Origin of the sequence: Zooshikella harenae, assembly GCF_018837975.1 — a bacterium.
In the GTDB taxonomy this organism is placed as follows: domain Bacteria; phylum Pseudomonadota; class Gammaproteobacteria; order Pseudomonadales; family Zooshikellaceae; genus Zooshikella; species Zooshikella harenae.
In genome coordinates this window covers 38,610-53,679 of record NZ_JAGSOY010000023.1, presented here as the reverse complement: position 1 = coordinate 53,679, position 15,070 = coordinate 38,610, and the positions used below count along the sequence as shown (strand labels likewise).

General features: G+C 37.4%; 12 protein-coding genes. 6 read left to right on the top strand and 6 right to left on the bottom strand.

What is annotated here, in order from left to right; translation table 11 throughout:
- Positions 1–69 precede the first annotated feature (69 nt).
- Genes glyQ through KCG35_RS11540 form a run of 4 tightly spaced genes read left to right on the top strand, consistent with a single transcriptional unit; the run spans position 70 to position 4,453 of the window.
- The gene (gene glyQ, locus KCG35_RS11555) at positions 70–1,023 is read left to right on the top strand and encodes a glycine--tRNA ligase subunit alpha (protein ID WP_215819854.1); all 954 of its coding nucleotides are present in this window, start codon (positions 70–72) and stop codon (positions 1,021–1,023) included.
- Positions 1,023–3,113 carry a glycine--tRNA ligase subunit beta gene (gene glyS, locus KCG35_RS11550; protein ID WP_215819853.1) on the top strand — a complete coding sequence of 697 codons (2,091 nt, stop codon included), beginning with the start codon at positions 1,023–1,025 and terminating at the stop codon, positions 3,111–3,113. The genes glyQ and glyS overlap by 1 nt, the downstream gene beginning before the upstream one ends.
- A gap of 47 nt (positions 3,114–3,160) precedes the next feature.
- Entirely contained in the window at positions 3,161–3,703 is a 543-nt protein-coding gene (gene gmhB / locus KCG35_RS11545; RefSeq protein ID WP_215819852.1) for a D-glycero-beta-D-manno-heptose 1,7-bisphosphate 7-phosphatase, read from the top strand.
- A 3-nt stretch (positions 3,704–3,706) separates the two neighbouring features.
- Entirely contained in the window at positions 3,707–4,453 is a 747-nt protein-coding gene (locus tag KCG35_RS11540) for a lysophospholipid acyltransferase family protein (protein WP_215819851.1), read from the top strand.
- A gap of 24 nt (positions 4,454–4,477) precedes the next feature.
- Here the strand turns inward: KCG35_RS11540 and fghA are convergent, their stop codons facing one another.
- Together fghA and KCG35_RS11530 are read right to left on the bottom strand one after the other, a co-directional pair.
- Positions 4,478–5,320 carry an S-formylglutathione hydrolase gene (gene fghA / locus KCG35_RS11535; RefSeq protein WP_215819850.1) on the bottom strand — a complete coding sequence of 281 codons (843 nt, stop codon included), beginning with the start codon at positions 5,318–5,320 and terminating at the stop codon, positions 4,478–4,480.
- Positions 5,321–5,356: 36 nt separating this feature from the next.
- On the bottom strand, positions 5,357–6,469 hold the full coding sequence (locus KCG35_RS11530; protein WP_230409148.1) for an S-(hydroxymethyl)glutathione dehydrogenase/class III alcohol dehydrogenase: 1,113 nt from the start codon (positions 6,467–6,469) through the stop codon (positions 5,357–5,359).
- Positions 6,470–7,260: 791 nt separating this feature from the next.
- Between KCG35_RS11530 and KCG35_RS11525 the strand changes: the two genes are divergently transcribed.
- Both KCG35_RS11525 and KCG35_RS11520 read left to right on the top strand, forming a co-directional pair.
- Positions 7,261–7,626, top strand: a complete 366-nt coding sequence (locus KCG35_RS11525) for a hypothetical protein (RefSeq protein ID WP_215819849.1) — start codon at positions 7,261–7,263, stop codon at positions 7,624–7,626.
- A 12-nt stretch (positions 7,627–7,638) separates the two neighbouring features.
- On the top strand, positions 7,639–8,316 hold the full coding sequence (locus KCG35_RS11520; RefSeq protein WP_215819848.1) for a ParA family protein: 678 nt from the start codon (positions 7,639–7,641) through the stop codon (positions 8,314–8,316).
- A gap of 68 nt (positions 8,317–8,384) precedes the next feature.
- On the opposite strand, the gene gyrB is transcribed toward KCG35_RS11520, so the two are convergent.
- From gyrB to dnaA, 4 genes are all read right to left on the bottom strand, one after another.
- Complete coding sequence (gyrB, locus tag KCG35_RS11515; RefSeq protein ID WP_215819847.1) at positions 8,385–10,799, bottom strand: DNA topoisomerase (ATP-hydrolyzing) subunit B; 2,415 nt, start codon at positions 10,797–10,799, stop codon at positions 8,385–8,387.
- 25 nt (positions 10,800–10,824) lie between these two features.
- Positions 10,825–11,907: a DNA replication/repair protein RecF gene (recF, locus tag KCG35_RS11510; RefSeq protein ID WP_215819846.1), complete on the bottom strand. Its 1,083-nt coding sequence runs from the start codon at positions 11,905–11,907 to the stop codon at positions 10,825–10,827.
- 1 nt (position 11,908) lies between these two features.
- Positions 11,909–13,018, bottom strand: coding sequence for a DNA polymerase III subunit beta (dnaN, locus tag KCG35_RS11505; protein WP_215819845.1), 1,110 nt, complete (start codon positions 13,016–13,018; stop codon positions 11,909–11,911).
- 64 nt (positions 13,019–13,082) lie between these two features.
- Positions 13,083–14,816, bottom strand: a complete 1,734-nt coding sequence (gene dnaA, locus KCG35_RS11500; protein WP_215819844.1) for a chromosomal replication initiator protein DnaA — start codon at positions 14,814–14,816, stop codon at positions 13,083–13,085.
- Between the last annotated feature and the right edge of the window lie 254 nt (positions 14,817–15,070).

Sequence of the window (15,070 nt, the reverse complement as noted above, 5' to 3'; positions counted from 1 at the left end):
TTCATATCTATAACACGCTATAATCCCGCTCATTTTTCCATCGCATAATGCTATTACCGAGGTGGTATTGTGGCTAAGCAGAATTCACCAGACATCAGTACATTTCAGGGGTTGATCCTGGCACTCCAAGAGTATTGGGCAAACCAGGGCTGTGTTATTTTGCAACCATTGGACATGGAAGTAGGTGCAGGCACATTTCACCCAGCTACCTTCCTGCGTGCTATTGGTCCTGAGCGCTGGAGTTCTGCTTATGTGCAACCCAGCCGCCGTCCCACTGATGGTCGTTATGGTGAAAACCCAAACCGATTACAACATTACTATCAATTCCAGGTTGTCATAAAGCCTTCTCCAGACAACATTCAAGAACTTTATCTAGGTTCTCTTAAAGCCTTGGGTATCGACCCATTGGTTCATGATATTCGCTTTGTTGAAGACAATTGGGAGTCCCCTACACTAGGAGCTTGGGGTCTTGGCTGGGAAGTCTGGCTTAATGGTATGGAAGTGACTCAGTTTACTTACTTCCAACAAGCAGGAGGCATAGAGTGTTATCCCGTTACTGGTGAGATTACATACGGTTTAGAGCGTATCGCAATGTATTTACAAGAAGTAGATACTGTATATGACTTGGTATGGACAGATGGTCCTTTTGGCAAAGTAACCTACGGCGATGTTTTCCATCAAAACGAAGTGGAGATGTCGACGTTTAATTTTGAACATGCAGACACTGACGAGTTATTCAAACAATTTGACTTCTTTGAACGTGAAAGTCAGCGGCTTGTTGATCTAAATTTACCTCTTCCCGCTTACGAGTATGTGCTGAAAGCTTCTCATACATTTAACTTGCTAGATGCCCGGCATGCCATCTCAGTGACAGAAAGACAACGCTTTATTTTGCGTGTACGTACACTTGCTCGAGCAGTCGCCCAGGCTTATTTCAACACACGTCAAGCACAGGGCTTTCCTCTAGCTGATCCATCAATTCGCGCAGAAGTTCTAGCAAAATCTCACGAGGAACAAAAGTAATGGCAAAGCAAGATTTCTTAGTTGAGCTGGGAACTGAAGAGTTACCACCTAAGGCTTTACAATCACTGTCTATTGCCTTTGCCAATGGGATTATTGATGGCTTAAAAGCTGCTAATTTGAAGCACTCTAACCATCAAGTATTTGCTACACCACGCCGCTTAGCATTGCTTATTAGCCAACTAGAAACAGAGCAACCAGATCAGGAAATAGAGCGAAGAGGTCCCGCACTTACAGCAGCATTTGATGCTGACGGAAAACCGACAAAAGCAGCAGAAGGTTTTGCCAAATCGTGTGGCACAACTGTGGATAACTTGGATACGTTAACTCAAGGAAAAAATGCCTGGTTAGTTTATCGTACAGTACAAAAGGGCTCTAAAGCATCAGTCCTACTGCCATCAATTGTGGATAAATCTGTTGATAGTTTACCAATACCAAAGCGTATGCGCTGGGGGGCAAAGCGAGATGAATTTGTCAGACCAGTGCAGTGGCTCGTCATGATGTTGGGACAAGATGTCATCAACTGTGAGATTTTAGGTCAACATGCTAGCAATATAACTTATGGTCATCGCTTTCACTGTGGCAGGCCTCTGCCACTAACAGCACCAAAAGACTACGCAAAAGTACTAAAAGAACAAGGCTCTGTCGTTGCAGACTTTGCTATTCGAAAAAAGCAGATTTATCAACAAGTTGAAGTCTTAGCCAAAACAATCTCTGGCCATGCTGTTATTGATGAAAGTTTATTAGATGAAGTAACGGCTTTAGTTGAATGGCCTGTTGCACTGTTAGGTTCATTTGATGAACGTTTCCTGGCAGTTCCTGCTGAAGCACTTATCTCTTCAATGAAAGGTCACCAGAAGTATTTTCATTTAATTGATAAAAACCAGCAGTTGTTGCCTAACTTTATCACGATCAGCAACATAGAAAGTAAAGACCCCAGTCAGGTCATTTCAGGTAATGAAAAGGTAATACGTCCTCGCTTGGCTGATGCAATGTTTTTCTTTGAAACCGATAAGAAAAAATCTTTATTTAATTTCAGGGACAAGCTTAAACCTATTGTATTCCAAGCAAAGCTAGGCAGCGTTTTTGATAAAACTGAACGTGTTGCCAAACTAGCCAGTTACATTGCTACCATAATAAATGGTGATGCAGAACTTGCTTTACGTGCAGGTCAGCTATGCAAGTCGGACCTTGCTTCAGAAATGGTGCTTGAATTTCCAGAACTGCAAGGAACAATGGGCTACTACTATGCCCAAAATGATGATGAGCATGCTGAAACTGCAAGCGCTCTATACGAGCAATATATGCCTAGATTTGCTGGTGATCAGGTAGCAACTACTACCACTGGCGCCGCACTGGCTATTGCAGATAAATTAGATACTTTAGTGGGTATTTTCGCAATTGGTCAGCTCCCGACAGGAACGAAAGATCCATTTGGTTTGCGTCGTGCAGCATTGGGTATCCTCCGTACTATTATTGAAAAATCGCTTGATTTAGACTTATTGAGCTGTATTCAAAAAGCGATTGAGCTGCATACAGAGAGCAACTCGAAACTTAACGCTGCTAATAATTTACAAGAGCTCGTCTTTGAATTCCTATTAGAGCGCTTTAGAGCTTGGTATCACGATGAAGGCATCGCAGCAGAGGTCTTTATGGCAGTTAAGGCACTTAAACCTGCTAAGCCTCTAGATTTTGACCAGCGTATTAAAGCTGTTGCTCGCTTTACTGAACTTCCTGAAGCCACAGCTCTTGCTGAAGCCAATAAACGTGTATCCAACATTTTGGAAAAACAAGGTAAAGCGCTTGCTAACCAACCTGTTGATGAAAAATTGCTTCGAGAAAAAGCAGAGCAGCAATTAGCAAAAGCGCTTAATAGCAAACGCCAAGAAGTTGCTCCACTCTTTCAGCAACGTTCTTATACTGCAGCGTTAGAGGCATTAGCATCACTTAAAGACAGTATTGATAACTTTTTTGATGATGTTTTAGTAAATGCTGAAGATACTGCATTACGTCAAAATCGCTATGCATTGCTTAGAGAACTACGCGCTTTATTTTTAGGTGTAGCGGATATTTCTCTATTAACAACTAAATAGAAAATAAAGCAGCTGTTTTGCAGCTGCTTATTCATACCAGAGCAGTTATGAGCAAGCTAATCATTCTCGATAGAGATGGTGTCATAAACCAAGATTCAGATAGTTACATTAAGACGGTTGAAGAGTGGCAGCCAATTCCTGGTAGTATTGAAGCCATTGCAAAACTTTCTCAAGCAGGTTATCTGATTGCAGTGGCAACTAACCAATCAGGCATTGCTCGTGGATTATTCTCAGAACAAACATTACAAGCAATGCATGAAAAACTCTTATCAATGGTTAACGATGCAAAAGGCAAGATAGAGTGTATTGTTTATTGTCCACATGGGCCTAATGACACATGTGATTGTCGTAAACCACAAACTGGTTTAATAAAAAAAATCGAATCTGCATTAAAAACATCAGCCATCAATGCCTGGTTAGTGGGTGATTCCTTACGTGACATAGAAGCAGCTCGAAAAGCAGGGTGTAAACCTATATTAGTTAAATCAGGTAAAGGTCTGCGTACATTAAAAACATACCCAGCAATTGAAGCAGAAATATATGATGATTTAGCAGACTTTGCCAAAGTTCTTTTATCCCAGGATCACTAAAGCATGAAGGACAACACTATTTTATTAGCTTCCAGAACTATTATATTTTATATTATATTATCTGTATGGACATGCTTGTGGACAAGTTTTTTTATTTTAGTAGGGCTTGCTATCCCTCCACAAAAACGTCATGCCATTATTGTCAGCCCTTGGGCTAAAGTCGCTGTTTTTTTATGTAAAATATTTTGTGGTATAACCTTTGAGATAAAAGGAAAAGAAAATATACCTGAAGATAGTTGTGTTATTATCAGTAATCACCAAAGTGCTTGGGAAACTTTTTTCCTTCAAACACTGATTAGTCCACAAAGCCAAGTAATTAAGCGAGAACTTCTTTTTATTCCCTTTTTTGGTTGGGCTTTTGGTTTAGTGCAACCAATAGCCATTGATCGTAGCAACAGGCGCCAATCAATGAAACAAATTTTAAAAAAAGGGTCTAACTTACTTAAAAAAGGCTATTTTGTTTTAATTTTTCCTGAAGGCACACGAAAGCCATCAGGCCACTTAGGTAAATTTTCCACAGGTGGTGCCGTTTTAGCTGTGAATTCTGGTAAAAAAATTCTACCTATTGCACATAATGCTGGTGACTGCTGGCCACCAAAATCTTTCATAAAACGCCCTGGCCACATTACTATCCATATAGGAAAACCGATTCCCACAGCAGGCCGAGAGTACAAAACCATTAATGATGAATGTCGCCAATGGATTTTTTCAGCTTTAGATTCAACACGTAATGAAAGTGAAGCAGCCTGACTGCTTCACTATGGCTCTTATATTTTATAAATACTGTTTATGAAATCTTAAGTGATCTTCGATAAAAGATGCTATAAAGTAATAGCTGTGGTCATATCCTGGCTGCAGTCTATATTCCAACGGATAGTCTATAGCATCGCAAATATCTTTTAATTGATCAGTTTTCAGTTGATTAACTAAAAATTCATCTTCACTGCCTTGATCCACCAACATTGGTAGATGGGTAATATTTTCCTTTCTTAGAATACAGCAAGTATCGTATTCTTCCCACACAGAACTATTTTCTCCAAGATAGTTTCGAAATGCTTTTTTACCCCAAAGAGAATCAGTTGGATTAACAATAGGTGCAAATGCAGACACTGATTTAAATTTGTCAGGATTTCTTAATGCAATCATCAATGCACCATGTCCGCCCATAGAATGACCACTAATACTCCAATGCTCACTTAATGGAAACTCCTTCATTGCTAAAGAAGGCAATTCATTCACAATATAGTCATACATTAAATAATGCTTAGACCAAGGTGACTGTGTAGCATTGATATAAAAACCAGCCCCAAGCCCAAAATCATAGAGTCCATCAGGATCATCAGGAATGCCATCTCCTCGAGGACTGGTATCAGGCATTATCAATGCAATACCTAACTCTGCCGCAATACGTTGAGCTCCCGCTTTTTGCGTAAAATTTTCATCCGTACATGTCAATCCTGATAACCAATATACAACAGGTACAGACTGCCCCATTAATGATTTAGGAGGCAAATAAATAGAAAATGTCATCTGACAATTTAATGTAGATGACAGATGGCTATAGCGTTGTTGATGACCTTTAAAACAGTAATTATCTGCCAGCTTTTCTAATACCATAACCAAACTCCTGAGGCTGGTTTTCTATCTGCCTAACTAAAAGTGGATAACTGTCCGTATCGACTTACCTTCATGCATTAAATCAAAAGCAGTATTTATCTCTTCTAATGGCAAAGTATGGGTAATAAACGTATCTAACTCAAACTCACCTTTTAAATACCTTTCTACATAATCTGGTAATTGAGACCTGCCTTTTACACCACCAAATGCAGAACCTTTCCAAACACGTCCTGTTACTAACTGAAAAGGCCGTGTACTTATTTCAGCTCCAGCTTCAGCAACACCGATAATGACAGACTCCCCCCAACCTTTATGGCAACATTCAAGTGCTGAACGCATGACATTAACATTACCAATACACTCAAATGAAAAATCCACACCACCATCAGTCATTTCAATGATGACTTCCTCAACTGGTTTATTATGTGATTTTGGATTAACAACATCTGTTGCACCAAGCTGCCTTGCTATTGAAAACTTATCTTCATTAATATCTATAGCAATTATACGGCTTGCCTTAGCCATACGTGCACCAATTATGGCAGATAACCCAACTCCACCTAATCCAAATACTGCAACTGTATCACCTTCTTTAACTTTAGCAGTATTTATTACAGCCCCCATGCCCGTTGTGATACCACAACCTAGTAGACATACCTTTTCCAAAGGTGCTTCTTTGCTAATTTTGGCAAGTGCAATTTCTGGTAAAACAGTATATTCAGAAAACGTTGAAGTCCCCATATAGTGAAAGATTGGTTTACCATCTTTGTAGAAACGTGTTGTTCCATCTGGCATTAAACCTTGTCCCTGCGTGCTTCGGATTGCCTGGCAAAGGTTCGTTTTACCAGACTTACAAAATTTACAAACTCCACACTCAGGCGTGTAAAGTGGGATTACATGGTCTCCAGGTTTTACACTTGCCACACCAGACCCCACCTGCTCTACAACTCCAGCCCCTTCATGCCCTAAAATAGCGGGAAAAACACCTTCAGGATCTTTTCCTGATAATGTGTAGTCATCCGTGTGACAAACACCAGTGGCCATAATTCTTACTAAAACCTCTCCTTCCTTTGGGGGCATAAGGTCCACAGTTTCAATTGACAGTGGTTTACCTGCTTCCCAAGCAACGGCTGCACGTGTTTTAATCATTTTTTAACTCACTCCATTTATACAGTGCACACATGTATTTAGCCAAATTATAAAATTTTAAAACATAAATTAACAATTAATGATTAAACACAAATATGAGCATAAACTTATACAACTCTAACTTGAGTATATATTTGTTTGATAAATAGAAAGTTAAATTATGTACTTGTTATGAAAATGAGCTTTCATAACAACAGTGATAAATTGAAATAGCTATAAAAAAGAATATAGAGTCTGAAATTATCTTCTATAGATTGGCTAGTTTTAACTATGTTGCAGAGTCGAACTTTTTGTATGATACAATAGTTAAAGTACTATAAACAAAATACAGCTGTTAGTTTATTTTGCATTTTTTTAAATAAGTAAAGATTAAAATCTTTAGTATTAATTTAGAAAGTGATTTTTTGAAAAATATCACTGCTTCATTTCAATCCTTATAAAGCTAACGACCCCCCTAATCTACAACGCAGAATAACGTATTATTTATAAGTACGACTCTATATAAAGATTTGTACTTGCACCTAAACAACTTAATCTAAAAATACTACACTCATTGATAATTTTTGTTTATCTAATTTATTTATTGCTTAGTACTACTAAAAATGAGCCTTTCTTAAATTATAAAGCACAAAACTTAAAGCTCATTTTATTTTTACTTTTTTTATCACTTCAAAAATATCATAAAACTCTCAACTCAATTGAGCATCATTTAACTATTTATAGCTTTCAACTAATTAGTGATGAATTATTTTTTATTTTATAAGACTAATTTTTAAGAGGTATCAAGCATTATGGATAATAGAAAATCATATACTGAAAAAGAAATTTCTGATTTAAAAAACACTTTAAAATCAATGAAACAGTGCACACCCAAAAAACAAAAAAAATCTGCTTATGCAGTAATTGTAGCACTAGAGGATGATATTAATGAGCTCATTGGGTTAGGCTTTTCTTTAGATGAAATTTATCAACGCTTACAAAAACAAGAGTTTGATATTACATTAAAAACATTTAAAAGCTATTGGAAAAAAATCAATATTAACCCCAAACCTCAGACTAATTCATCTAAGTCTATCCAAGAGGAGAAGAGTCCTTTTACTTTTTCATCAAGAACAAAAACAGACTTCGTTCAAGATATTCCAGATAACGAACTTTAAAATAGGTCTACTATGAGTAATATTATTTTTTTCCACGGTGATAAGGGTGGTGTTGGAAAATCTTTTGCTGCCAATTTATTTATTGACTTTCAAGTCAATCTAAAACAAACCAAGCCAATTGTAATTGATGCAGATTCAAGAAATCCAGATGTTGCTAGAGTTTGGCACAAACTTGCGGATGTTATACCTGTAAATTTGCATCGCCATGAAGGTTGGATGGACCTAATGGATATAATGGCAGATAACCCAAAACTAGATCTTATTGTTTCATTACCAGCAGGTGTTGGTGGGGTAATAAGACGAGAAGCAGCTACTTTTAAAGAAGCACTTCGAACACTTAAACGACAGTTTATTTTGTATTGGGTTATGAATAGGTTGAAGGATTCAATTATTCTATTAAAAGAAGCTCAGCAAGACCTTGGTGATATTACTTATAAAAAAGCAATTATTAAAAACGGGTTTTATGGTGATGAAGATAAATTTTATCGATGGGAAAATTCTCAAACACGACAAGAGTTTTTAAATACTGGTGGTACTGAAATATTCTTGCCCGAGTTACATGAGCGTGTTACTGACAAAATTCACAATTTACCCTTTTCTCATGCTATTAGTAATTCAGACTTAAAATTCTCTGAAAAAAATGAGCTACAGCGTTGGCTGGCTCATGCACATAAAATTATAAATATTTAAAATACTTTTTAACTTGAAAATAAAAAACCGGGATACAAAGTAACCCGGTTTTTTTCAACTTATAATTTTTAAACGTCTAAGTTTGCAACGTTTAATGCATTACTTTCAATAAAATCTCTACGAGGCTCGACCTGATCTCCCATAAGTGTAGTGAAAATCTGATCCGCAGCTATAGCATCTTCAATTGTTACTTGAAGCATACGACGAGTGTCTGGATCCATTGTCGTTTCCCATAACTGGCCAGGATTCATCTCTCCTAATCCTTTATAACGTTGGATAGAGTGGCGCTTTGTCGACTCACTCATTAACCAAGTTAGACCTTCATCAAAACTACTTATGTTTTTCTTTCTCTCACCTTTTTGAATAAATGCAGTCTCTGCAAGTAATCCTTGTAAGGCTTGGCCAAGCTCAACGATTAACCTATAATCTTTTGAATTAAAAAACTCAAAACTAATGGTGTATTTATAGTCAACCCCATGATTAATCATCATCAATTTCGGTAGCCAGTAATGGTGTTCTTTATCTTCAAGTAAAGTTACCTGATAAATTTTACCCTCACCGATTAAAGAGGCTAACTGTTGTGATAGTGCTTCAACCCATTCTTCCATGAAATCTTTATCTCGCAAACACTCTTCATTTACAGGTTTAGAGTATACCAACCGATCTAGAACTTCTGCAGGATAAAGTCGAGATAAACGCTCAATAGTCTGTCTAACTTTACGATATTGCAGTACTAGCTTTTCTAACTGTTCACCCTGAATAGGAAGGCTATCTTCTGCTGTAAATAAACAAGCACCATCTAATGCTGAGTTAGTTAGGTAACTACTTAAAGCTTCATCGTCTTTAATATACTGCTCTTGTTTACCACGCTTAACTTTATATAAAGGAGGTTGAGCAATATAAATATGCCCTCTTTCAAGAATTTCAGGCATTTGCCTGAAAAAGAAGGTTAGTAACAATGTACGTATATGTGATCCATCAACATCTGCGTCAGTCATTATAATGATGTTATGGTATCTTAATTTATCAATACTAAATTCTTCTCGACCGATACCACAACCAAGAGCAGTAATTAATGTACCCACTTCAGCAGAAGAAAGCATTTTATCAAAACGGGCTTTTTCTACATTCAGTATTTTTCCTTTCAAAGGCAATATAGCTTGAGTTTTTCGATTTCTTCCCTGTTTAGCAGAGCCACCCGCAGAGTCACCCTCCACTATATACAATTCAGATAACGCTGGATCTTTTTCCTGACAGTCTGCTAATTTTCCAGGCAAGCCAGCAATATCTAAAGCACCTTTTCGACGAGTCATTTCTCTAGCTTTTCTTGCCGCTTCACGAGCTCTTGCAGCATCAACCATCTTACTTACAACGGCTTTTGCATCTTGCGGATTTTCAAGCAAGTAATCATTTAGTGCTCGATTCATTTCTTGCTCAACGGCACTTTTTACTTCTGAAGAAACCAACTTATCTTTTGTTTGCGAGGAGAATTTTGGGTCAGGAACTTTAACTGAGACAATCGCAGTCAAACCTTCTCTAGCATCATCACCCGTTGTGTTTACTTTTTGCTTTTTCAGTACACCTTCATTTTCAATATACTGATTCAATGTTCGAGTAAGTGCAGCTCTAAATCCAGCAAGGTGTGTTCCGCCATCACGCTGTGGAATATTATTAGTAAAGCAAAAAATATTTTCCTGAAATCCATCATTCCACTGCATTGCCACTTCAACTCCCACACCATCCTCTCTTTGGTGTGTAAAATGAAATACATTATTTAATGGATTTTTATTTTGATTCAAGTATTCAACGAAAGCTTTTAGACCACCTTCATATCTAAAAATATCTTCCTTCGTTGTTCTCTCATCAAATAAGCGGATTGCTATTCCAGAATTTAAGAATGATAACTCTCTTAAGCGCTTAGCGAGTATATCATAGCTAAAACTGATATTTGTGAAAGTATCCTCTGAAGGATAAAACTGGACCTCTGAACCTGTAGTATCAGTTTCTCCAACAATAGTAAGTGGTGCTTTTGGAATACCATGTTCATAAATTTGTTCATGAACACTACCACTCCTGCGTATAGTCAACCTTAAGTACTTTGAAAGTGCATTAACTACTGAAACACCAACACCATGAAGCCCGCCAGATACTTTATATGTATTATCATCAAACTTACCACCTGCATGAAGAACCGTCATGATTACTTCTGCAGCAGAAACACCTTCTTCTTCATGAAGATCAACAGGTATTCCTCTTCCATTATCTTTTACTGTTACTGAGTCATCAGTATGAATGATGACCTCAATCTCGGAGCAAAAGCCAGCTAGAGCTTCATCAATCGAGTTATCAACTAACTCAAACACCATATGATGTAGCCCAGTACCATCATCGGTATCACCAATGTACATACCAGGCCGCTTACGAACTGCATCTAAGCCTTTCAATACTTTAATATTAGATGCATCGTAATTATTATCCGCCATATTTTATGCTCCTATACAAACATCGTTATGGCTGCATTTCTTTTACCTGACCATGTTCCACGTGGAACATTTTCACTTTAGACTTATTATTCCAACTATTAGTGATTAAAAGATTATCTATTGCAGTGATGAAAACTTGAGCACCACTACCTTCTAATAATTGGCAAATATTATTTCTAAAGTGTTGATCAAGCTCTGAAGCCAGATCATCTATCAAAAAAATACAAGGTCTCTGTAACTGTTGTTGAAACAAAAGACCTTGAGCAATTTTTAAAGCACAAACAATAATTTTCTGTTGTCCTCTAGATAGCACATCAGTTGCTAATCTATTTCCTACTGTAATTTTCAAGTCTGCTTTATGTGGTCCTAGGTTTGTATAACCTAACTTACTATCTCTTTGAAAATTACTACTCAATACTTCACTATATTTTTTTTCATTATCCCAACCACGATAGTAGGAAAATTTGAGTTCTTTAATATCAATTAATATTTCTACTATTTGGTTAAAAAGATTTTTAAGTTGATTGATATAATTTGATCTAAACTGATCAACTTTTTCTGCATTTTCAATAAGAGATATGTCCCATGCAGCTACTTGTGAATGGCTTATTGTACCATTTTTAAGCAAATTATTCCTTTGTTTAAGTATTTTTCTCGTGTTTTTCCAATAAGTTAGAAAAGTGTGTTCCACGTGGAACACACCCCAATCTATAAACTGACGTCGCAAAGAAGGTGATCCAGACACTAATTGAAAAGTATCAGGAGTGATAATTATTAAAGGTAATTTACAAGCAAGCTCTGCAACAGAAAAAAGTCGCTTACCTGCATACTTAATTAATAGCTCACCATCAGTCAATCGTTGAATTCCAATTGGATAACCATCATCTAGTCTACCAAAAACAGTGCAACAATTTTCTCCATGCTGAATAATGGGCTGGATTTTTGAGCTTCTAAAAGAACGAGCAAGACCAAGTAAATGAATTGACTCTAGTATTGAGGTTTTACCGCTACCATTAATACCACAAATAATATTAATGGTAGGAGAGGGCTCAATGACCACCGACTCAAGGTTACGTACACCTACGATCTGAAGATGGTCAATTGGCATATTATAACCGCATAGGCATTACAACATATAATGACTCACCACCTTCAGAGTCTTCAACAAGTGCACTGCGATCAGGACCTGAAAGAGTTATTTTAACTGACTTTCCTGATATAACTGAAAGAACATCGAGTAAATACGAAACATTAAAACCAATTTCTAAAGTTTCACCTTGATAATCAACAGGAAGTTCTTCTTGGGCTTCCTCTTGTTCTGGGTTATTTGCAATTATAGTCAGTTGGTTAGGCGCAAAGGTTAAACGAACTCCACGATATTTTTCGTTAGAAAGTATTGCAGCCCTATTTAATGCTTGTCTTAGTAACTGTCTATCAGCGATGACTTCCTTATCCCCACCTCTTGGTAAAACACGCTCATACTCAGGGAACTTTCCATCAACTAGTTTCGAGGTAAACGTATAGTCACCCGTTACAGCACGCATGTGATTTGAACCAAGCAGAATATCCACAGTTTCTGCTCCATCTGTCAAAATTCGAGCAAATTCCAAAATACCTTTTCTTGGAACAATTACCTGGTGTCTATCAGCAGAACTTTCCTCACGCAGCAAGTTACTAGTACACATTGCTAACCTATGACCATCTGTCGCTACCGTTCTTACATGTTCATCCGTTAATTCAAGCAGTAAACCATTTAAATAATAACGGACATCCTGTTGAGCCATGGCAAAACCAGTATTATCAATCAGTGAGCGAAGCATATGCTTATCAGCACTAAATGAAATAGAACCAGGATCTTCATCAATACTTGGAAACTCGGCTGCTGGGAGGGTAGATAAGGTAAAACGGCTTCGACCTGCTTTGACTATAACTCGCTGATCATCTTGTTTAAATTCAATAATGGCATCATCAGGTAAAGACTTACAGATATCCATTAACTTACGAGCAGGAACAGTAATTTCACCATCCTCTGCACCTTGTTGTAAGTTAACACGGCCTATCAATTCAACTTCTAAATCAGTGCCAGTCAGTGATAAGCGATCACCATCAACAACCATCAATACATTTGATAAAACAGGTAGTGTATGTCTGCGTTCAACTACACCAGTTACAAGTTGAAGTGGTTTAAGTAATGCTTCTCGAGTGACTGTAAATTTCATAATTCTGTTCTCTCGCCTTAACTAACATGGAGATTAACCAATGAGAGCTTAATAAATAGAAGAATCAAGTTGTTAATAATCGCAATAAGTTTTTATAATCTTCTCTTATTTCTGCATCAGCTTGAGTAAGCTCTTTGACTTTACGACAAGCATGCAAAACTGTCGTATGATCACGGCCACCATATGCATCACCTATTTCAGGCAGGCTGTGATTTGTCAGTTCTTTTGAAAGTGCCATAGCTATTTGACGAGGCCTAGCAACAGAACGGCTTCTTCGCTTTGACAAAATATCAGAAATCTTTATCTTAAAGTATTCAGCGACTGTCCGCTGAATATTGTCAATACTTACTTGCTTATCCTGCAAAGCTAATAAATCCTTCAGAGACTCCCTAATTAGATCTAGGGTGATATCACGTCCCATAAACTTTGCACTTGCAACAACCCGTTTAAGAGCCCCTTCCAGTTCTCGAACATTAGAACGAATTCGTTGTGCAATAAAAAAAGCTGAGTCATGGGGCAAGTTAACCTTAATTTGCTCCGCCTTCTTCATCAAAATTGCAACTCGCGTTTCAAGCTCTGGTGGCTCTACAGCAACTGTAAGTCCCCAGCCAAAACGAGATTTCAAACGTTCTTCTAGCCCAGAAATTTCTTTTGGATATCTATCACAAGTAAGAATCATTTGCTGTCCACCTTCCAACAGCGCATTAAAGGTGTGGAAAAACTCTTCCTGAGATCTCTCTTTACCAGCAAAAAATTGAATATCATCAATTAACAGAGCATCCACTGAGCGGTAATAACGTTTGAAATCGTTGATAGCATTGAGTTGTAACGCCTTCACCATATCAGCAACAAAACGTTCCGAATGGAGATAAATAACTTTTGCAGAAGCATTTTGTTGAACTAAATAGTTACCCACAGAGTGCATTAAGTGGGTTTTACCAAGGCCAACACCTCCATAGAGAAAAAGGGGGTTATAAGCTGCTCCAGGATTTTCAGCCACTTGTTTTGCTGCAGCAAGCGCTAGCTGATTAGATTTACCCTCAACAAACGTTTCAAATGTAAACTCTTCATTTAAAGAACTGTTATGCTTAAGTCCACCTTCAACCTCTACTTGACGCTCATTCACTTTTTTACTGGAACTGACGATAGCAGGTGGAGCAGACTGACTAGCAATGTTATCTTCAAGCTCAGCAAGTAGAGAGTGATTGATTGGAGGCAAAACAGAGTCTTTGAATACCTTATCTTTTAATGCCTTTGATTCATTTGACGTTCGAATAGTATTCTGCTTCCTATTCAGTGTACGAGAAACATCATAATCACTGGTAGCCTTATTTAACGGTTGAGCAAATTGGGAAATGTTTTCATTTGATCTACTTTCTGAAGTACTTACTGGTTCATTAATTACTTCTTCAGAACTCCCTAACGCTTGAGAGTTACCACTGTTAAAGCGCTGTCGCGAAGTTGACAAATTACGAGTCGGAGGATGCGAAACATTATCATTTCGTGAACTCGTTTGTGAAAAGTTATTTCTAGTTGATAAAAAGCTTTGAGTTCTATTTGCTACAGCTAATGTTACAATAGGTGCAAAACCCTCAGACCAATCATTTAAAATTTCTTCAATACGCTTTAGAAATTTTTCTTGCACCCAGTCCTTAACAAAACGATTGGGGGCTACCAAAACTAAGCCTCCATTTTCAAGGACTTCTGTCTTTAATGGGCGAATCCAGGTATTAAATTGCTGAGATGGCAATTCATCCTGTAACGTTTCAAGACACTGTTGCCAGAGAGTTAGTGGCACAGAATTATCCCCTCAAAAACAGCTGAGTTGTTAATAAGCATCAGTTAGCGTGTTAATTCTATACTTATCCAATCTAGTTATCCACACCCCAATGCAAATTTTATCTTATTTACCCTATATACGCTAATATACTTGATTAATCAGGCTCTTTTTGTGGATAAATAAAAAAATTTGCATCAAATTTAGTGACAAAATCGTGCTTGAATAACCTTGTGGATAAATTGTTATTATAAAGTAGACTTTCCTGTGGATAA